Genomic DNA, 19,699 nt, shown 5'->3' with positions numbered 1-19,699 from the left:
ACACAAAAATAGCCCTGTTCCCCGTTTGCGTTAGGGAATAGGGCTATTTATATAATAAAAGGGTATAAAAATAAATTGGGACTGAGGCTTAACTAAGGTCTGCCTAACGATCCTGGAAAACTCTTTTTGTCATTTCATTAAATTCCTTTTCTAGACCAGTTTTCGATTTACCACTTCTTATTTTGTCTCCATACTCACTCATACTTTCGACAAAATCCGGGTTACTTGAAATAAATACATTTCTAATTGAATTGTCAGTAGATCTAACCTGCGCAGCAATTTCATCCTCGATACGCGGACTAACTTCACCATTTAAGTCATTATCCATAACCACCGCTACAAAAGCATCTCTATCCAGTACAATGATGGTAGCATGTTTTACTTCGAATAGATTCTCAATATGGTCCTGCGCTTCACCTGCGACACGCAGATGAGAGTTATTATTTCTCCTAGTAGTTGTGTTCTTGATATTGTTCGTGTTGTTCATAAAGTCCATGTTGGTATTACCTAAGGCATTGCCTACATTGCGAGCCCCTTGCTGCCGGTTATCCACTTCACCCTTCTGGTTATGTTCACTTCCTTGTTGGTTCATATTACACCCAGTAACCAACGCGCAAGCAAATAAGCAAAAGAATATTTTTTTATATACCTTCATTTTACTTTCCTCCTAAAATAGACCTATGCTTACAGTTACCTTTTTTTCCTTTATTTATGTAGAAATTAGTAGGACTTGTTAATTTTTTCTATTTAATAATTAATTTAGTTGCTATACGAAAATGAGTCTACATACTGGATGAAAAAACGGTTTGAGTGGTATAGTATAGTAAGATAATTCGTAAAATTATAAATCCAAAATTAATAAAGATTTAAAAGAGGTGTGATTATGAACCAAGAGATTTTATTCATTCAAAGAGAAGAATTAAAGACAAAGCCTGATACTTCTTCATTGGGCTTCGGAAAGTATTTCAGCGATTATATGTTTGTAATGGATTTTCATAGTGAGACTGGATGGTATAACCCGAGAATTACTCCCTACGAACCATTAACATTAGATCCAGCAGCAATGGTTTTTCACTATGGACAAGCGATTTTTGAAGGTATGAAGGCTTATAAAGGAGCGGACGGCACCATTCAGCTTTTCCGTCCAGAAAAGAACATGAAGCGTTTTAATCAATCATGCGACAGACTTTGTATACCGCAAATTGATGAGGAATTTTTATTACGTGCGATCAAACAATTAGTTTTTACGGAAAAAGATTGGATTCCAGATGGTGACGGGACTTCGCTTTATATTCGCCCATTCATTTTCTCGACAGAAGCCTATCTCGGTGTAAGGCCGGCAAAAGAATATAAATTGCTTGTCATCCTCTCCCCATCAGGTGCTTATTATGGCAGTCAATTAAGTCCTGTAAAAATTTACGTAGAAGAGCAATACGTCAGGGCCTCCATTGGAGGGGTTGGCCATGTAAAGACTGCAGGCAATTATGCCGCCAGCCTAAAGGCACAAGAAAAGGCTGATGCAAATGGTTTTGCCCAAATACTTTGGCTTGATGCGAAAGAAAACAAATATGTGGAAGAAGTCGGTAGTATGAATATCTTCTTCAAAATAAATGGCGAAGTGGTCACACCAAGATTAAATGGCAGCATTTTACCTGGTGTCACACGTGACTCAGTTATTCAGTTATTAAACTATTGGAAGATACCAGTACGAGAAGAAAAAATTTCGATTGAAGAGGTTTATGCAGCACATGAGCGCGGAGAACTGGAAGAAGTCTTCGGAGCCGGTACGGCCGCCGTTATTTCCCCCGTTGGCGAATTACATTGGAACGATCATGCCATCGTAATCAATGATTATAAAATCGGCCAACTATCACAGGACCTATATGATGAAATGACCGGAATACAACTCGGCAATAAAGAAGATCCATTTAACTGGGTAGTGAAAGTTGCTCAGGTAGAGGTCTAAGCTGCCTACCTTGTAAGAATACAATATCGCAATGAAGAAAATGTAAGATAAAATGCCTATCAAATTGTATGATTTGATAGGCATTTTTTGTTGGTATATACCGATCGTTATGCCATTTTTACTGAAAATTGTAAGGTTACACTGACAGGTGTATCCCCCTACAAATTCACCTCCATTTTTGAACAATAGAAATAAATCTAGACCAAGAAATATTTCTACCTGTAACTACGATGGCTGTTTTTAACCCCTTTAATTCATTTCCACATTGACTTAACGCTGCAACACCTGCTACTCCTGAAGGTTCCACAATGTATTGGCATTCTACCATTAGTTTCATGGCTTTTACAATTTCTTCTTCTGATACTGTTAAAATTCTATCAATATATTGATGAATAATTGGAAAAGTAATCGTTTCAGGATCGATAGGACCGCTTAGGCCCTCAGCTATTGAAGTTTTTAATTCAACGTTTGTAACCTTTCCTTGATCGTGCCAAGTAGCTATGGAAGGACTGTTTTTAGGCTCTATAGCCCAAACTTCAATTCTTGGATTGATAGATTTTAAGGCTAAACAGATGCCAGCTGTAAGTCCCCCTCCTCCTAAACAAGTTATCACTACATCGACGTCTGCCAAATCTTCTATAATCTCTAAAGCAACTGTGCCACCAGCTGAAATAACCGATGGATCATTGTATGCAGAAAGAAACGTTTTTCCCGTTTCATGTGCTGTGTTTATGGCTGCAATCCTAGCATCCTCCATTGTTTCAAAAAAGGATAATTGCGCGCCATAGTTCTTTAAAGCTTGAATTTTACTTTGATCTGCATCTTTTGGTAAATAAACATGAGCAGGTACATTTAATTTCTTAGCTGCATAGGCTAAGCCGATTCCATGATTACCTGCAGAAGGAGCAATTACACCACGTTGACGCTCGATTTCATCTAATGTTAACAACTTGTTGAGAGACCCTCTTGCTTTAAAGCTTCCTGTTATTTGAAGGTTTTCTAATTTTAAAAAGATATCCGTTTTATATAACTGACTTAACACTTCATTATACTCTAGAGGTGTGTGGTGAATATAAGGCTGAATTTTCTGATGCGATTGGATTATATCCTGCAAAGTAATCGAAAATTTTTTCAAAATTACATCTCCCTTATTATTGCTTTAGGTTTTCTAATCTTATGGGTCTTCTACTAATTTTATGTTTTTTTCAAATTGTTAGATAATACATGCTTGTTATAATGTTATAATCTGTAGTTATAAGAGGGGGGAAGAAATTGAACCTTCATCAAATGAATTACGTAAAAAAAATTGCCGAAAATAAAAGTATCAATAAAGCATCAAAATCACTCCATATTTCACAGCCAGCCTTAACTAAGCAGTTAAAATTATTAGAGGATGAATTAGGTACTACTTTATTTGAAAGAAATAAAAGCGGAGTTATTTTGACTCGGGATGGGGAACTTTTTCTAACAGAAGCCAATATGATATTAAGAAAAGTTTCTAAATTAAAACAAATATTTACCAAAGAAGAAATTAATAAAACCATAAAAATTGCAGCCTTACCTAGTATTGCTAGTAATCTTTTACCAGAAATAATTCAAAAGTTGAGTTCCTTAGAATATAAAGTAATTCTTCAGGTTGTGGGAACTAGTCAGGAAATCGAAAACTTATTACTAGCGAAAGAAATTGATATTGGATTTGGACAGGATGTTAATGAAAAAGAATATGTCTATACATTTTTTAATGAACCATACTTTGTGATAGCACATGTTTCTAGTAAAATTTCACAAGTTCATTCAATTTCATTCGATCAACTAACCGAACAAAATTTGATTTTGCCCACTTTTCCTTGCGACATCCGAAATTCGTTAGAACAATATTTAAGCCAAGAAGAACTTATATTAAATAAGACGATGGAAATCGGACAAAATGATTTAATTTTAAATCTTGTTAAAAATGGAGTTGGAGTTACAATCCTCCCTGAAATGATGATTAGAGGCCTAGATCAAAGTTTAAAACCAATCCCATTAGAGAATAAAAATTTTAGTAGAAAAATTTCTTTATTAACCTATTCAACAAAAATTCTTAATTTAATTTATTTGGCAAAGAACTAATCCAAGCATTTGAAAAAAACAATCCTAAAATGTTTAATACTATTTTACAGATTGGTTAATGTGTACCTAATTGAACGGGGCCTTTAGTGGAGTATGTTCCGAAAATAAAATTGTGAAGTATCTCTGTCCAATTCGGATTGGGCTATTTTTTTCACAATTAAAAAGCACTGCAAAAAAAATTGCAGTGCTTTTTAATATGCATTTTTAGGTACAAAATCAAATTTTGCGATAGGTATCGGAACCCCTTAAATTTACATGGCGTTTTTTCGTTATTGATTTTCGTTATTTCCTCTGTTACGATTTTCACTTCCAGCCATATTGCTAACAGCCTTTGCGGTTGCGTCAACAGTATTCATTGCCACATTCTCAGTGGTTTCTAGTGCACTATGAACGGCATGAAAGGCAGCACCAGCCGTTTCTTTAATGCCCTCTGAAACACTATTTCCATTTTGTTTATTCTTATCACGGTTAGACATTCGTTTCACCTCCTGAACAGAACTAGGTTATGTAGTAAACCTTAAATTATTCAGAGGTGGTAAGTGTTCAATTATTTATTTTATTATCTGAACCTTCTTAAGTGTGCGGCCTTCCGTTTCTAAAATCTTAAAGGTTAGGTCATCTTGCTCGATAATTTGCCCTTCTTCAGGGAAATCATCTAATCTTCTTAACAGGTACCCTGCAAGGACGTCCTCTTCTTCAGGGATACTTGTATGAAAAATAGAATTTAATTGATGCAATGGTATTTTCCCTTCACAGATGATTTCTGTTGCAGTAAGTTTTTCAACGAGTCCTTCATTCTCAAGGTCCATTTCATCTTCAATTTCCAACCCAATCATCGCCTCAATCACATCTTCATGGGTTAATATTCCTTCCGTTCCGCCATACTCATCCAAAACAATAGCCATGTGCTTTTTCTCTTTCGTCATCCGTCGGAAAACCCATTCGATGTCCTGAAACTCATAGATAATCAAAGGATCGGTATCACTATATGATTCCAGTGATTTCTCCGATTCAGTAGACCACGATAATAAATATTTCGAATGGAAGACTGCGACAATATTATCAATATCCTCTTTATAGACTGGATATCTTGTAAAGGGATTCTCAATAACAATTGCTCTTACCTCTTCAAATGTAGCTGTAAAGGGGAGTGCCACAATTTCTACCCTTGGCGTTTTAAGTACATCCTTAACATTTAAATTATAAAAATCAAGAACTCCCTTAATCCGATGCGATTCCTCTTGTTTAAACATTCCTTCAGAGTCGGCAATATCGACCATTGCTCGTAATTCTTCCTTGGAAATTGTTACATTTGTTTCTTCGCCTCTGGAAAGAGCTTTTGTAATAAATCCAGTCAGTCCATTCAAAATGATTGTTACTGGCTTTAAAATGATGATAACAAACTGGATGATTGGATAAACAAGGTACGCAATACGATCTGGAAAGGCTGCAGCGATTGACTTTGGCAAAACCTCAGAAAAGGTAATAATTATAACCGTCAAAATCGCAGAAGCAATAGCCACATTGTAACCATATTGTATGGCCAAGGTTGTAACCAGAGTCGGCAGCACAATATTCGCAATATTATTCCCGATAAGAATTGCCGTAATAAATTCACTCGGTTTCGAGACTAAGTTTAACAGTTTTTCAGCCCTTGCGTCGTTTTGACTAGCCCTTGTTTGCAGCCTCATTTTATTAGTGGCTGTCAACGCTGTTTCACTTCCTGAGAAGAAAAATGAAACGAATAATAATATAATGATCGCAATGATCACGTGCAAATTCCTCCTTGTACTTCCCACTGCTCTATTTATTTTCATTATAAATTAGCTTTACAAATTTACAAAATATTTTAAAAGAAGCTAGGCTCTCGCCTAGCTTTTAGCTAAAAATTTTTAAGCTTTTTTAACAAATTCCGATTTTAATTTCATGGCTCCGAATCCATCGATTTTACAATCAATATTATGGTCGCCATCAACTAACCGGATATTTTTAACCTTTGTACCGACTTTTAAGGTAGAAGAACTACCTTTTACCTTTAAATCCTTTATTACAGTTACCGAATCACCATCGTTTAGGACATTTCCATTGGCATCCTTTACAACGTTTTGCTCTTCACTAATTTCAGCTTCTAAAGCCCACTCATGAGCACATTCCGGGCAGACAAAAAGACTTCCATCCTCATATGTATAGGATGAATTACATTTTGGACAATTTGGTAAATCCATATTTTCATTTCCTCCATCTAATCTTTATAGCTTGTTCCTAATAATAGACTAAAGTAACTGTTAAAAAAAAGATAGCTAATTACTTGATTTTCCATAAGTAAAAGCTATCTTTTATATAGAATTTTCATGTAGCCTATAAATTATTTCTTTTTCTCAAGAATTCTTACATCATAAGTCTCCGAACTATATAATATTTTTTTATTGCGTCTACAAATAACTCATAGTAAACTTACATTAACTTAATTAAATTAATTAATAAAGATATAATATTGCATCTTAGAAAGTATTTCATCGAAATTACTTCTCATTTTATTAGGAGGCATTATGCGTACTATAGCCAATTTAACTAGTGAATTTCAATCGATATTTATTACAACAGAGACGCCTAGAACCTTTTTTGCCCCAGGCAGAATCAACCTGATTGGCGAACATACCGATTATAACGGAGGGCATGTGTTCCCTGCTTCTATTTCATACGGAACTTATGCGCTAGGGCAAAAGCGGGATGATCAAAAGTTTCGCTTCTACAGCATGAATTTTCCAGAGACTGGAGTGATTGAAGCTGATTTATCTAATTTAACTTTTAATGAATCTGACAATTGGGCCAACTATCCAAAAGGAATGCTTCTTTATATAAAAGAAGCAGGTCACGAAATCACTCAGGGTGCAGATATTCTGTACTACGGAAATATTCCCAATGGTGCTGGTCTCTCTTCTTCTGCATCAATTGAGTTAGTAACAGGTGTTTTATTAGATGGATTATTTGATTTAAATATGGAAAGAATCCCTATGGTTCAACTGGGACAAAAGGTTGAGAATCAGTATATTGGTGTGAACAGCGGGATTATGGATCAATTTGCGATTGGTATAGGAAAGAAGGATCACGCTATTCTGTTAGACTGTGAAACATTGGAATATCAGTATGCACCGATTAATATGAAAGATCATGTGATTATGATTATTAATACAAATAAACAGCGCACCTTAGCTGGGTCTAAATACAATGAACGGCGTGCCCAATGTGAGGCAGCATTAAAAGATTTGCAACGGGAGTTATCGATTACTAGCTTAGGAGAATTAACGACAGATACATTTGAAAAGAATAAACATTTAATTACTAATGAGATTAATCAAAAACGTGCGAAACACGCCGTATATGAAAACGCACGTACACTTGAAGCTTTGGAAAAACTGCAGCGAGGGGACCTTCAAGGCTTTGGAAAACTAATGATTGAATCCCATCAATCCTTAAGAGATGATTATGAGGTAACCGGTCTTGAGCTTGATACGATTGTTCAAGCTGCATGGAAACAAGACGGTGTATTAGGTGCACGTATGACCGGTGCTGGATTTGGTGGGTGTGCCATTGCATTGGTTAGAAATGAAAAAGTAGAGGAATTCAAGGAAAACATTAATGCCATTTATCATGAAGTGGTTGGCTATAATGCCACCTTCTATACTGCAGCAATAGGTGACGGTGCAAAAGAAATTTCAAAGGAGGATTAATATGATTGGAATCCCACACGAACTTCCGTTACAAAAATTATTGAGGATGCATGGAATTGGCATGCATCACATCCAAAAGGCTACGAGAAGGAAGTGTAAAAATGATTTACCAGAATCTAGCTGGGTTATTTCAAAAGGCTTTAGAAGTGGAATTAATTGAAGCAGCCGATATGAATTATGTTCGTAATCAGGTGATAAATCTATTAGGATTAGAGGCATTTCCAGAAGGTACGATCGAGCCAATCAATGATACTATACCAAACCTCGTAGAAAACTTAATTACCTGTGCCGTAGAACAGGGCAGAATAGCGGATGTCTTCGATGACAAAGAAATTTTATCAGCAAATATTATGGATTGCTTTGTTGCAAGACCTTCAGTTGTTAATGCAATTTTTAACCAAAAATATAATGGTTCACCGACTGAGGCAACCGACTTTTTTTATAATCTTAGTGTAAATAGCAATTATATTCAGATGAATCGGATCAAGAAAAATATTTCTTATAAAGTGGATAGCCCCTACGGTCAAATGGATATTACCATCAATTTATCCAAGCCAGAAAAGGATCCGGAGCAAATCAAGCGAGAACGCGAGATGAAGCAAACGTATAACTACCCTAAATGTCTTTTATGTAAGGAAAATGAAGGGTATATCGGCAGAACTGGCTATCCGGCACGCGCGAATCACAGGATTATCAATATTCCATTAATGGGAGAAAATTGGTATTTGCAATATTCACCATATGTTTACTATAACGAGCATAGTATTTTGCTTTCTGAAGAACATCGGGATATGAAAATTGACAGGAAGGCATTTGAAAGATTACTTACTTTTACCGATAAATTCCCTCATTACTTTATCGGGTCCAATGCTGATTTACCAATTGTCGGCGGTTCCATTCTGTCTCATGATCACTATCAGGCTGGTCAATATGAGTTTGCAATGACTCAGGCGGCAGATGCATTTTCATTTGAATTAACACCCTTTCCTGAGATTAAAGCTTCTGTAGTAAAATGGCCAATGTCTGTTGTCCGCTTAAAAGGACGCAATTTAGAAAGTCTTGTTACGGCAGCAGATCATATTCTTCAAACCTGGCGAGGTTACACTGACGAGCAGGCAGATGTATTTGCCTTTACCGGTGATACCCCGCATAACACGATTACGCCTATCGCAAGAAATCGCGACGGAATCTTTGAAATTGACCTTGTGCTGCGAAACAATCGGACCACCGATGAGCATCCACTTGGAATATTCCATCCACATGCAGATGTTCATCATATCAAAAAGGAAAATATCGGTCTGATTGAAGTGATGGGACTTGCTGTTTTACCGCCGCGATTAAAAGATGAATTGGCTGAGATTCGTGAGTTCCTACAAGGTAACACTAGTTATGTAGAAGACTATCATCAGGAATGGGCAGATCAACTAAAAGTAGAATATGGCTCTATTTCTGATCCAGAACAAGCAGAAGCTATTTTACAAAAGGAACTTGGAAAAAAGTTTGTAAGAGTGCTTGAAGATGCAGGTGTACTTAAAGAACGGGAAACATTTGATCGATTCATTAACACAATAAATAAATAAATTAGGCGGATGTATTTATGAACATAGAAACAAAGGATGTCCTAGGGATGTGGAAGGAATACACTTTGACAAATGATCTTGGAATGTCTGTTAGTGTACTAGATTACGGTGGAATCATTACGAAAATTATCGTCCCTGATCGAAATGGAAACCGTGAAAATGTCGTTCTTGGCTATAAGAATTATCAGGACTATAATCAAAATTCCAATTATTTTGGCGCCCTCATCGGACGCGTTGGAGGCAGGATTCAAGGCGCTTCATTTGAACTCGGTAATAAGACATATAACTTAGCGGCGAATAACGGGAATAACCATTTACATGGTGGACCTGAAGGATTTCATCAAGTTATTTGGGAAGTTGCCCCGTTTCTAACAGAGGAAGCCGTGGGTTTAAGCCTTACTCATAAGAGTATGGATGGTGAGGGTGGATATCCCGGAAATATAGATGTAACTGTTACTTATACACTCACAAACGAAAATGAACTTGACCTTAATTATTTGGCAAGCAGTGATCAGACATCACCAATCACCTTAACAAACCATACTTATTTTAATTTAAGCGGCAGTTTAAAAAATACTGTGCATGAACACCGTGTAGCGATTGATAGCAGTAAGTTCGTTGAACTAGATAAGGAACTTATTCCCACTGGGAATCTGATTCATGTTGAGGGAACCCCCTTTGACTTCCGTGATGACCGTTTGCTTGGTGATGGATTTAACGATGACACCGAGCAAAATAAAATAGCTGGAAACGGATATGACCATTATTTTATTTTAGATCATATATCAGACACTCAAGTAACTGTCCAAGAACCTGCTAGCGGCCGTGTTATGACCCTAAAAACTACTCAACCCGGATTAGTTTTGTATACAGCGAATGGTTTGGCTGAGGATTTAAATTTAGCAGGAGGGTTATCTAGAAAATACCTTGGTGTATGTTTTGAAACCCAAGCATCCCCTGCTTCATTACATCATGAAGGATTCCCGAGTGTAATATTACAAGCAGGGGAAAAATACAGTGAACAGACTGTGTTTACGTTTAGTTCCAAGTAATAAAAAATAGGCTAACCCTTCAATCGAAGGTTTAGCCTATTTTTGTAACTGGATCAAATAATTCAACTAACAGTAATGAAACCGCCCCTAATAATGTTGCCTCATCACCAAGCCCAGTAACACCCACTTTTGTCTGCCTTGCCTCCGTAGTCAATACTCTTTGTTTTATCGTTTCCAGGATGGCTGGCATAATCAGCTCTTCACTCTTCATTACCCCTCCACCTAACACAATTTCACTTGGATTAATTAGATGGATTAAATTTGTTAAGCCGATTCCAATAATCTTCCCTGTTTCATGAAGTAAATCAATATAGGATTGATTACCGTTTTGAGCTAACTCAAAAACTTCTTTACCTGTTACTCCACTTCCATTATCCTTTATCTGTTTTGCTGCACGTTCAGCAATTGCTGAACCGCTTACAAATGTTTGCAGACAGCCAAGATTTCCGCACTCACATAACTCTCCGTTTATATCAATAGTCATATGGCCAAACTCTCCCGCAATCCCCTGTGCGCCATGATATAATCTGCCATTAATTACAATACCCGCACCCACACCGCGTCCAATGTTAACAGCAACCATACTATCAACATCCCCATGCCCTCCAAACCAAGATTCACCCAAGGCCATGGCTCGTGCATCATTTTCAACTTTTACGGTTAAGTTAAATTCTTCTTCTAACTCATCTTTAATCGGAATATTACTTAAGTTTAAAATAGGAGCAACAAGGGACGTTCCTGATTTAATATCCACTACCCCATGCATCGCAATTCCTATCCCGATAATTTTGTCATGATCGATTTGTGACAATTTTAAAATGGTATATATATTTTCCTTTAAAATGGAAATGAATTGCTCATTCGTTATCGGTTTTTCTATTAAACTAGAGGTTCGATGAAGAATTTCACCTGTAAGGTCTGTCAACACACCTTCTACGGTTTCTGGTCCTGCGTCTAGACCAATAACAAAAAATGTATCGGTGTTGATATGTAACATTGTTGGTTTTCGACCGCCGCTTGAATGGCCAAGGGTACTTTCCCTTACTAACTCCTGCTCCATAAGTTCTTTTACAATGCTGCTCACAGTCGGAGGTGTTAGCCTTGTTTCTTTAGCGATCTGTGCTCTAGATATGGATTCGGATGTACGTATCTTATTTAAAATGATTGATTTATTAACAGACTTCATTAATTGAAAAGTACCACGCTGCATAGAAAAATCCTCCATATATACTGCATCATGGATATATTATAACATGGTTAGTTAAGTTAATTAATTAAACCTACAAATGCAGATTAAACCAATTAAGGTGCCTGTCACCACTTTTTACTTATATAGAACAAAGTTCACCTGATGTAATAAAAGCTTTAACTTCAAATAGGTTATTATTCTTTAGTTTAGTTTCATCCGACTTCCACCTCATTTCATCATTGCTTGCATAAGTGCAGTTAATAGCAAATATGATTAAATAAGAAGCTGAATAAAGGGGTCGTTGCCGAATGGAATTATTTAATAAAATCGCTTTAACTTTTGTATTATTCTTTTCTTTTACCATTATCCTAAATACCTACTTAGGAGAAGAGGAACGGGTGCAATCCAATGTTATTTACCTTGTTATAAATGGGTTTGCCTATATTGTATCGGCATTAGAAGTGGAAAAAGAACAACATATGTTAAAAGAAACTTGATATTTAATTAGAAAAGGTGTCTGCTCCCAGCAAAGGAGTCGACACCTTTTTAAATAATTTGATAATTCTTCTAAATTTGTTCATACAACTTTTACTATTGCTTGATAATTTAGAGTTAAAATTAGGTTGTATTCACGTATAACTAGCCAAAGGCGGGTAGATATATATGCCAACATTAAAGAGTTATTTTTTAAAAAAGGGTATCCAATTAGGCGTCAGAAGGCTAAAAAGAAAAAAAACACTTAAAGTAACTGGAGTGGAAGAGCAAAGGCAGCTCTTGAATTCGACTGCAAAAAGGTGGATAAAAATGCCACCAAACTGTACCGTCGAATCCGCTCAAATAGAAGGAATGTACTGCGAGTGGATTTCAAACAAGCAAACGGTGAAGAACAAGGTCATTTTATATCTCCATGGAGGAGCATACGGGTATTGCTCAGCCGATACCCACAGGACGCTGGCAGCAAGAATTATGATTGAATCAGGCGTGAAAGTACTCCTCCCGGAATACCGGCTTGCGCCTGAACACCCTTTCCCAGCAGCGCCAGAAGATACCTTGGTAATTTATCATTGGCTTTTAGATCAAGGCTACGAACCTTCAAATATTATTTTCGCAGGTGATTCCGCCGGCGGGGGCTTAAGTGTTGCTTCCACATTATTGCTTAGGGATCGTAACGAACCGCTCCCAGCCGCGGTGATTTGTCTCTCCCCTTGGGCAGATTTAACAAGCAGCGGGCCAAGTTATTCAAAGAATAGAGAAAAAGATCCGTATTTAAATCCTGAATTGGTAAAAGTAGCTGCTCAGGCATATGCCGGAAGTGAGTCTCTAGACCACAATTTAATTTCACCTGTTTTTGCTGATTTTAGTGGATTTCCACCGCTTTATATTCAAGTTGGCAGTATTGAAATCTTGTTAAGCGATGCGGAAAAGCTGGCACAGCAAGCCAAATTGGCTGGGGTCAATGTTACATTAACCGTTTGGAAAGGTATGTGGCATGTCTTTCAAATGAGCCAATCAATACCTGAAGCAAAGCAAGCTGTTAAAGAGATTAGCGAGTTTGTAAAGAAAACCTTTGAGTTGGGACATACGACATAGGTTCGGATACTCTACTCGGTTTACCTGCACTTTTACAACTGAAAAAAGTGCCTGCTCCCCAACGCAGTAGCATTGGGTGACAGGCACCTTTCATACAAGTTCTTATCTATCTCTTTTACTGGGCTTTTGTTTTTTTGATTTGTTTGCTTCTTAACTGTCCACAGGCAGCATCAATATCTGTTCCATGCTCTTGGCGGATTTTACAATTAATTCCCTTCTTTTTCAGGGTATCATAAAACGCCAGCACTGATTCCTGCTCACTTCTTTGATATTGGCTATGCTCATCCACTGGATTATAAGGAATTAAGTTCACATACACTTGCTGTCCAAGTACGCCCAGAAGGTCAGCTAGCTGTTCAGCTTCTTCTTGATGGTCATTTACATCCTTCAAGAGAATATACTCAATCGTAATTCTCCGATTCGTCTTTTCGACGTAATACTCCATCGACTTCATCAGTTTTTCGATTGGAATCGCACGGTTGATCTTCATTATCCGCGTACGAAGGTCATTATTAGGGGCATGTAACGAAATCGCTAAGTTTACTTGCATTTTGGTATCGGTGAATTCATAAATCTTATCAGCGAGTCCACTTGTTGAAACGGTGATTCTTCTAGAGGCAATCGCCAATCCTTTGTGGTCGATAATTACCTTTAGGAAATCTAAAAGGTTTGTAAAATTATCAAACGGCTCGCCAATGCCCATTACTACAACATGACTCACTTTTTCATCCTTGCCCATTAGATCAAGATGAAGTTGAACGTTCATAATCTGTTCGACAATTTCACCACTGGATAAATCGCGGCTTTTCGCTAATAACCCGCTCGCACAAAAACTGCAACCAATATTACAGCCCACTTGGGTTGTAACGCACACGGATAAGCCATATTTATGTCTCATCATAACCGTTTCGATTAAGTTGCCATCCTGTAATTTGAATAAAAACTTAATCGTTCCGTCCGCAGATTCTTGCTTTATGTGCTGTTGTAGAGTTTGGATTGCAAAGTGATCATCGAGTAATTGTACGCACTCTTGATTCAAATCCGTCATCTCAGAAAAATCTGTTACACGCTTCCGGTATAACCAATCCCAGACCAGTAATGCTCGAGACTTTTTCTGCCCATGTTCGACAAGCCACGCAGTTAACTGTTCCAATGTTAATCCATATATAGACTCTTTATTCATAGGTTTCCCCTCTTTTCATAACAATTACTACTTTTATGTGTTCTTACAAGGTAGGGTTCAACATCTAATGAAAAAACCCCTATCCATTGTTATTCAATTCATTTATGCATTCCTCTAGTTTACCACGTTTAATAGCTACTTAAAAACTATCAGAGACTTTATGGTAAGAAGTTCCTACAAAAAAATGACAGTTGCCTGTCACTTTTTTCGAGTTATATTCTTGCTTTACGAAAGCCTTGGATAATGTCGATGGCTGCAAATACAACAACGATTACGATTGCTGTTCCAATGATCGGGTTTCTCAAGTCGTTGTTAATACTAAACAATTCAGACATATAATTTATGAATGCTGTGTTGAACAAATCAGGGTCTCTAAAAATGACAATGAATACTATTGTTCCTACTAATTGCCAGACTGTATTGAATAGAGCTACCTTTATCGTCCATTGTGCAGCAAACCATTTATAGAGGGCAACTGCAATCTCCAAGCCGATTACAAGTACCACTAGTGGCCAGTAGGATTGTAAAATCTCCTGATTGAATGTAGGAATCACAAATTCAAGCCCATTTTTACCTTTTTCATAAACACCAGCTAAATGAGCCGCTTTAAAATACACGGTTGCCCATATTGTCGTCCACAGTAAACCGCCAAAGACATCAACCTTCGAAATGGCCTTTTTCTTAGGAATATATGGAATGTCTTTCAAATCCTCAGGTGTCCATTCTTTCAGACTAGCTGTTAATGGTGATTGATTTTTCCCATGATCAACACGTTCAATGATAGCAAAGACCAATGTTAACCAGAAAAATACTTGGATGCCCGTACTAATAATCCCCCATATTCCAATGCCAATACTATTGATGATGACCATTAATATAGTTTCATTTCCGGTATTATCAATAAAATTATGTGCCATCAATGAAATTAGTGAAACGATGGCTGCGATTGGCAAAATCAATTTTAACAGGTTGACATAAATATCAAAATAACAAGGTCCGATAAGATGCATCGGTTGGTCACGATATCCACTCGCGAGGATAGCTGGATTTCCAAGCTGCGATAGGACCTGCTTAATTTCCTTCTCAGAATATTCATCTGTCAACATATCCTCAATCGTGGATCTCAACTCGAGTGCAATATCCTTACGACTTTTTTCGGGCAACCTTCGAGTTACCTCATGAATATAAACTTCAATCAGATTCATCCTTATTCTCCCCTTCCAATAAACTGGATAGCTCTTGAGAAGTCTCTTCCCATTCTTTTTTTAGCTGTTGGAAAATTTCTGACCCATACTCACTTAATACATAATACCTGCGTGGTCTGCTTTCAGATGTATCCCAGCTGCTCGTCACTAATTCCTGCTTTTCTAAACGGCGCAGTAAGGGATATAACGTACTCTGCTCAATTGTAATACCACTTTTCTCCAATAACTGGACAAGTGAATAGCCATATTGAGGGGTTCGCAGCTGACTTAAAACCGCTAAAGTCAACGTTCCTCGTCTTAACTCCGTGGTTAAGGAATTCAATAAATTACTCATCTTCCACCTCACTGCATTATACTGTGTGTCATCCACTATACTTCATACTATGCATCATACACTATAATGTGACACACATCAATTGAAATAAAATAGCATTAAAAATACACTCCGACCAACCTCATCAAAAAAAATAACCCTATCCAACAATCGGATAGAGCCTGTAAATATAGCGACTGCAACTAACTGTCCACGAGTGGTGCCTGTCACCTTTTTTCTAATTAGATTAATGCTGCAGCTAAGAATCCTTCTTCTGTTGCGTCGATTATTCTTCTTGGTTTGTTCACGTCACCTATAGTATGAACGTTTGGATAAGCTGCTTTTAGCTCGTCTATTAAGTTACTATTTGGTGTGTATCCTGCAGCAATAATCACGTGGTCAGCTGGTACTTCACGATCTGCAAGAATGACTTTATCTCCCATGATTTCAACTACTTTTGCGCTTGTAATTTGTTCAACATTTCGTTTTGCTAGGAATTCAATGAGGTGTCCTGCAAAGGTTGGACCTACCCCATTACCAATTGCATCTGCCATTTCAATGATAGTTACTTTTTTACCCATATCAGAAAGGTACTTTGCTGTTTCTGTACCCACAAGTCCTCCACCAATTATTGCTACCGTTTCACCAACTTCTTGGCCATTCAGGACATCTTCAGCCAATAATACATTTACCAAATCTGACCCCTTGATTGGAGGAACGGTTTGGCGAGCACCTGTAGCAACAACGATAATATCTGCTTGATATTTTTCAATATCCTGCACGGACTTCACATCGGCTTTAACCATTTGTACGCTAAGTTTGTCTAGCTGACTAGTTAAATAATCTTTATATAAAAGGAATGAGTCCTTTTCAGGTGGTGCTGCTAGTGTATCAAATTTACCGCCTGAGTTTTTTTCTTTTTCAATAATTGTTACTTCATGTCCGCGGAGACTGGCAACTCGCGCTGCTTCCATACCAGCTGGTCCAGCACCAATCACGACGACCTTTTTCTTTTCATCGGCTTCAATGATGTTTCTTTCCGCTTCAAAGCCTGCTCTTGCATTGACTAAACATGTAACTCCCTTACCTTGGAACACGTTATCAATACAGCCTTGGTTACATGCGACACAATAACGGATTTCCTCATATTCTTTATTTTTCATTTTCACTACAAGCTCTTCATCGGAAATAAGGCCACGTCCAATTGCAATCATGTCTGCATCTTCATTTTCACTAATCGCTTCAATTAAGTCTGCACTATTAAGTCTACCAGCAACAATCACAGGTACATCCACCAATTCTTTTAACTTTTGGCTAAAAGGAACCAAGAATCCTTGCTCAATGAACATTGGTTGGATCGTATATTCAACAGCATCGTAGCTTCCTGCCGTTAGGCTAATCGCTTGTGCCCCTACTTCTACTGCTTTTTGAGTTATAGTAACAACTTCATCAAATTTCAAGCCATCTTCCAAGTATTCATCCGCACTAATACGAATCGTTACTGCCACTTTATCACCATAAAGCTGAACAATTTCTTGAAGAACTTCCATCGGAAAACGCATCCGATTTTCTAAGCTGCCACCAAATTCATCGATCCGCTTGTTACTATGCGGGGATAAGAAGCTGTGCAGTAGGTATCCATGCGCGAAATGAATCTCAATCATATCAAAACCCGCCTCAACACATCGCCTTGCAGATTGGATAAATTTTTCCTTCATTTCATAGATTTCAGTAACCGTCATTTCACGAGGATCATTGCCGACTATGGCACATGGAATCGCACTAGGGGCAATTGGTTGGATACCAGTAATCGCCTCTGAAGCCTGACGACCTGCATGATAAATTTGTGCACCTATTTTAGAACCAGCTTTATGAATGGCATCAGTAAGCTCTTTTAATCCAGGGATGAATTTATCATCATAGCTACTTAATTGAGTTGGTAAGCCTCTTCCTTCTGGAGATACGCCTACAGAACCTGTAAGAATAATTCCTACCTCGTTTTTTGCTCTTTCTTCAAAGAAGCGTATAATTCGATCATTAACAAATCCTCCAGGTGCAGCTAAGCCATTCTCCATTGGAGCCATCATAAATCTATTTTTTATCGTGATAGGACCAATTCTAAGTGGTGTAAATAATTTAGACATCTATATTTCCTCCCTATAGGTGAATTAATAACATGACATCATTATAATCCTAATTTGTGAATCTTTTCACAAGTTATGTGACAAACTTAAGAGCATTAAATGACAAAGTATTGAAATCCAAACTGACTATACTGTCCATTCCAGGCGGACATATGTCACGAACGGTACCAGTCACCTATTTTATGTCACCATACTTGAATGGGTTATAAAAAAGCCTGGATAGTTTATCCAAGCTTTGCTCACCCATTATAATAAATAAATATTTTCATTTGGTGGGCATCACAAAGGGGAACTTCGACGGATTTATCCACGAGCGGTGCCTGTCACCAATTATTCATTATACATTCATTTATACACCCATTTATTCATGTAATTATTTTGATAACAACGCCAGGACTGTATCTAACAGGACGTTGACGCCTTTTTCGCAGTCTTCCCAGGTGGTTAGTTCTTCTTCGCTGTGACTTTTGCCGTTTATGCTTGGGACGAATAGCATCGCGGATGGGATGTAGGTGGCGATGAATTGCGCGTCATGTCCTGCCCCGCTGACCATTCTTTTGTTTGTATAGCCTAGTGACTTCGCCGATTGTTCTAGTTGGTTACAGATTTCCGGTTCAAACCAAACAGTGTCACGTTCCCATAACTTTGTTGTTTTGACTTCACAGCCCTCATTTAAACCTAAATATGGTAGTTCGTGAATGAAATCCTTTACCGCACTAACAACCTCTGGGTCTTTATGTCTCGCTTCTAAAGAAAATACCACCTTATTCGGAATAACCGTATGGATACTCGGGTACACATTAACCCTTCCAATCGTAAATACCAATTCACTATCAAGTGAGCCTAACCGTTTGCGTATCTCAGTGATTAAATTATTGGCTGCAAACAGCGCATCCTTTCTCATGTTCATTGGTGTTGTTCCTGCATGGTCGGACTCACCTGTAATTTCAATGTCATAGCAGGCCATCCCCACTACACATTCAACGATTCCAATCGAAAGGGCTTCTCTTTCAAGTATCGGTCCTTGTTCAATATGCAATTCTAAAAAGGCCGTTGCCTCTTTTAGACGGTTTTCTATTTCTCCTGCAAAGCCGCTTGACTGCAATGCTTCCTCGAAGGTAATACCCTCTGAATCTACCTTTTTTAACATCACAGATTTATCAAATTTCCCTGAGAGCACACCTGATGCCATCATCGAAGGCTCAAATCTCGCACCCTCTTCGTTGGTAAAGTTAACAATTGTTACAGGAATTTGCGGTTTTATCTTATTTTCAACCAACGTCCTCACTACCTCTAGACCCGCCAATACCCCTAATACCCCATCAAAGCGGCCGCCTTTTTTTACTGAATCAAGATGGGACCCTATAACGATAGGTGGTTTATTTTCGATACCATCTAGGGTTGCATACATACATCCCATATCATCTACAGTAATTGCTAAACCTAATTCTTTACAACAGGTCCGAAAAAATCCCCTTGCCAGACGGTCCTCTTCTGATAGTGACAACCGAGTGACACCATTGTTTTCTGTACGTCCAAAATTTGCAAACCGTTCCAATTCATTCATAAGTCTTTCCCCATTAATCAAAAGCTTTTGTCGCTGCATCAAATCACTCCTTTTCCATTACTAGACA

18 protein-coding genes are annotated in these 19,699 nt (G+C 37.8%); 7 read left to right on the top strand and 11 right to left on the bottom strand.

Going from position 1 to position 19,699, the window contains the following annotated elements:
* Positions 1–103: 103 nt before the first annotated feature.
* Positions 104–655, bottom strand: a complete 552-nt coding sequence (locus NSS81_RS15005; protein WP_342429488.1) for a YhcN/YlaJ family sporulation lipoprotein — start codon at positions 653–655, stop codon at positions 104–106.
* 228 nt (positions 656–883) lie between these two features.
* Between NSS81_RS15005 and NSS81_RS15000 the strand changes: the two genes are divergently transcribed.
* Positions 884–1,966, top strand: coding sequence for a branched-chain amino acid aminotransferase (locus NSS81_RS15000; protein ID WP_342429487.1), 1,083 nt, complete (start codon positions 884–886; stop codon positions 1,964–1,966).
* Positions 1,967–2,132: 166 nt separating this feature from the next.
* On the opposite strand, the gene NSS81_RS14995 is transcribed toward NSS81_RS15000, so the two are convergent.
* Entirely contained in the window at positions 2,133–3,101 is a 969-nt protein-coding gene (locus NSS81_RS14995; protein WP_342429486.1) for a threonine/serine dehydratase, read from the bottom strand.
* 137 nt (positions 3,102–3,238) lie between these two features.
* Here NSS81_RS14995 and NSS81_RS14990 point away from each other — a divergent pair, with 137 nt between their 5' ends.
* Positions 3,239–4,078, top strand: coding sequence for a LysR family transcriptional regulator (locus NSS81_RS14990; protein ID WP_342429485.1), 840 nt, complete (start codon positions 3,239–3,241; stop codon positions 4,076–4,078).
* A gap of 269 nt (positions 4,079–4,347) precedes the next feature.
* On the opposite strand, the gene NSS81_RS14985 is transcribed toward NSS81_RS14990, so the two are convergent.
* The 3 genes from NSS81_RS14985 to NSS81_RS14975 form a co-directional block, all read right to left on the bottom strand.
* Positions 4,348–4,554, bottom strand: coding sequence for a hypothetical protein (locus NSS81_RS14985; RefSeq protein WP_342429484.1), 207 nt, complete (start codon positions 4,552–4,554; stop codon positions 4,348–4,350).
* A gap of 75 nt (positions 4,555–4,629) precedes the next feature.
* Positions 4,630–5,850: a CNNM domain-containing protein gene (locus tag NSS81_RS14980; RefSeq protein ID WP_342429483.1), complete on the bottom strand. Its 1,221-nt coding sequence runs from the start codon at positions 5,848–5,850 to the stop codon at positions 4,630–4,632.
* A 120-nt stretch (positions 5,851–5,970) separates the two neighbouring features.
* Entirely contained in the window at positions 5,971–6,303 is a 333-nt protein-coding gene (locus NSS81_RS14975; RefSeq protein ID WP_342429482.1) for a zinc ribbon domain-containing protein YjdM, read from the bottom strand.
* Positions 6,304–6,627: 324 nt separating this feature from the next.
* Here NSS81_RS14975 and NSS81_RS14970 point away from each other — a divergent pair, with 324 nt between their 5' ends.
* From NSS81_RS14970 to NSS81_RS14960, 3 genes are all read left to right on the top strand, one after another.
* Positions 6,628–7,809: a galactokinase gene (locus NSS81_RS14970; RefSeq protein WP_342429481.1), complete on the top strand. Its 1,182-nt coding sequence runs from the start codon at positions 6,628–6,630 to the stop codon at positions 7,807–7,809.
* 101 nt (positions 7,810–7,910) lie between these two features.
* On the top strand, positions 7,911–9,389 hold the full coding sequence (locus tag NSS81_RS14965; protein WP_342429480.1) for a UDP-glucose--hexose-1-phosphate uridylyltransferase: 1,479 nt from the start codon (positions 7,911–7,913) through the stop codon (positions 9,387–9,389).
* A 17-nt stretch (positions 9,390–9,406) separates the two neighbouring features.
* Complete coding sequence (locus tag NSS81_RS14960; RefSeq protein ID WP_342429479.1) at positions 9,407–10,441, top strand: aldose epimerase family protein; 1,035 nt, start codon at positions 9,407–9,409, stop codon at positions 10,439–10,441.
* A gap of 31 nt (positions 10,442–10,472) precedes the next feature.
* Here NSS81_RS14960 and NSS81_RS14955 read toward each other — a convergent pair whose 3' ends face one another.
* On the bottom strand, positions 10,473–11,651 hold the full coding sequence (locus NSS81_RS14955) for an ROK family transcriptional regulator (protein WP_342429478.1): 1,179 nt from the start codon (positions 11,649–11,651) through the stop codon (positions 10,473–10,475).
* Positions 11,652–11,938: 287 nt separating this feature from the next.
* Here NSS81_RS14955 and NSS81_RS14950 point away from each other — a divergent pair, with 287 nt between their 5' ends.
* On the top strand, positions 11,939–12,127 hold the full coding sequence (locus tag NSS81_RS14950; RefSeq protein ID WP_342429477.1) for a hypothetical protein: 189 nt from the start codon (positions 11,939–11,941) through the stop codon (positions 12,125–12,127).
* Between the two features lie 166 nt (positions 12,128–12,293).
* Positions 12,294–13,220, top strand: coding sequence for an alpha/beta hydrolase (locus tag NSS81_RS14945; RefSeq protein WP_342429476.1), 927 nt, complete (start codon positions 12,294–12,296; stop codon positions 13,218–13,220).
* Between the two features lie 115 nt (positions 13,221–13,335).
* Here NSS81_RS14945 and rlmN read toward each other — a convergent pair whose 3' ends face one another.
* The 5 genes from rlmN to NSS81_RS14920 form a co-directional block, all read right to left on the bottom strand.
* Positions 13,336–14,403 (bottom strand): 23S rRNA (adenine(2503)-C(2))-methyltransferase RlmN, encoded by a 1,068-nt coding sequence (gene rlmN / locus NSS81_RS14940; protein ID WP_342429475.1) that lies wholly within the window; start codon positions 14,401–14,403, stop codon positions 13,336–13,338.
* A gap of 212 nt (positions 14,404–14,615) precedes the next feature.
* A complete protein-coding gene (locus NSS81_RS14935; protein WP_342429474.1) occupies positions 14,616–15,608 on the bottom strand; it encodes a hypothetical protein in 993 nt (330 codons plus the stop codon).
* Positions 15,595–15,942 carry a PadR family transcriptional regulator gene (locus NSS81_RS14930; protein WP_342429473.1) on the bottom strand — a complete coding sequence of 116 codons (348 nt, stop codon included), beginning with the start codon at positions 15,940–15,942 and terminating at the stop codon, positions 15,595–15,597. Before NSS81_RS14930 ends, NSS81_RS14935 begins: the two co-directional genes overlap by 14 nt.
* Positions 15,943–16,163: 221 nt before the next feature.
* Positions 16,164–18,065: an FAD-dependent oxidoreductase gene (locus NSS81_RS14925; protein WP_342429472.1), complete on the bottom strand. Its 1,902-nt coding sequence runs from the start codon at positions 18,063–18,065 to the stop codon at positions 16,164–16,166.
* A 373-nt stretch (positions 18,066–18,438) separates the two neighbouring features.
* A complete protein-coding gene (locus NSS81_RS14920) occupies positions 18,439–19,671 on the bottom strand; it encodes a Zn-dependent hydrolase (protein WP_342429471.1) in 1,233 nt (410 codons plus the stop codon).
* Between the last annotated feature and the right edge of the window lie 28 nt (positions 19,672–19,699).

This window comes from Neobacillus sp. FSL H8-0543, from assembly GCF_038592905.1.
Lineage (GTDB): Bacteria > Bacillota > Bacilli > Bacillales > Cytobacillaceae > Neobacillus.
Note: the sequence above shows the minus strand (reverse complement) of the source record. Positions and strands in the feature narration are given on the sequence as shown.

Bases quoted from the DNA above. Each gene is read 5' to 3' on its own strand.
- NSS81_RS14920 (WP_342429471.1), bottom strand. From the start codon at position 19,671: ATGCAGCGACAAAAGCTTTTGATTAATGGGGAAAGACTTATGAATGAA.
- NSS81_RS14945 (WP_342429476.1), top strand. From the start codon at position 12,294: ATGCCAACATTAAAGAGTTATTTTTTAAAAAAGGGTATCCAATTAGGC.
- NSS81_RS14930 (WP_342429473.1), bottom strand. From the start codon at position 15,942: ATGAGTAATTTATTGAATTCCTTAACCACGGAGTTAAGACGAGGAACG.
- NSS81_RS15000 (WP_342429487.1), top strand. From the start codon at position 884: ATGAACCAAGAGATTTTATTCATTCAAAGAGAAGAATTAAAGACAAAG.
- NSS81_RS15005 (WP_342429488.1), bottom strand. From the start codon at position 655: ATGAAGGTATATAAAAAAATATTCTTTTGCTTATTTGCTTGCGCGTTG.
- NSS81_RS14970 (WP_342429481.1), top strand. From the start codon at position 6,628: ATGCGTACTATAGCCAATTTAACTAGTGAATTTCAATCGATATTTATT.
- NSS81_RS14965 (WP_342429480.1), top strand. From the start codon at position 7,911: ATGATTTACCAGAATCTAGCTGGGTTATTTCAAAAGGCTTTAGAAGTG.
- NSS81_RS14935 (WP_342429474.1), bottom strand. From the start codon at position 15,608: ATGAATCTGATTGAAGTTTATATTCATGAGGTAACTCGAAGGTTGCCC.
- NSS81_RS14955 (WP_342429478.1), bottom strand. From the start codon at position 11,651: ATGCAGCGTGGTACTTTTCAATTAATGAAGTCTGTTAATAAATCAATC.
- NSS81_RS14985 (WP_342429484.1), bottom strand. From the start codon at position 4,554: ATGTCTAACCGTGATAAGAATAAACAAAATGGAAATAGTGTTTCAGAG.
- NSS81_RS14975 (WP_342429482.1), bottom strand. From the start codon at position 6,303: ATGGATTTACCAAATTGTCCAAAATGTAATTCATCCTATACATATGAG.
- NSS81_RS14925 (WP_342429472.1), bottom strand. From the start codon at position 18,065: ATGTCTAAATTATTTACACCACTTAGAATTGGTCCTATCACGATAAAA.
- NSS81_RS14960 (WP_342429479.1), top strand. From the start codon at position 9,407: ATGAACATAGAAACAAAGGATGTCCTAGGGATGTGGAAGGAATACACT.
- rlmN (WP_342429475.1), bottom strand. From the start codon at position 14,403: ATGAATAAAGAGTCTATATATGGATTAACATTGGAACAGTTAACTGCG.
- NSS81_RS14950 (WP_342429477.1), top strand. From the start codon at position 11,939: ATGGAATTATTTAATAAAATCGCTTTAACTTTTGTATTATTCTTTTCT.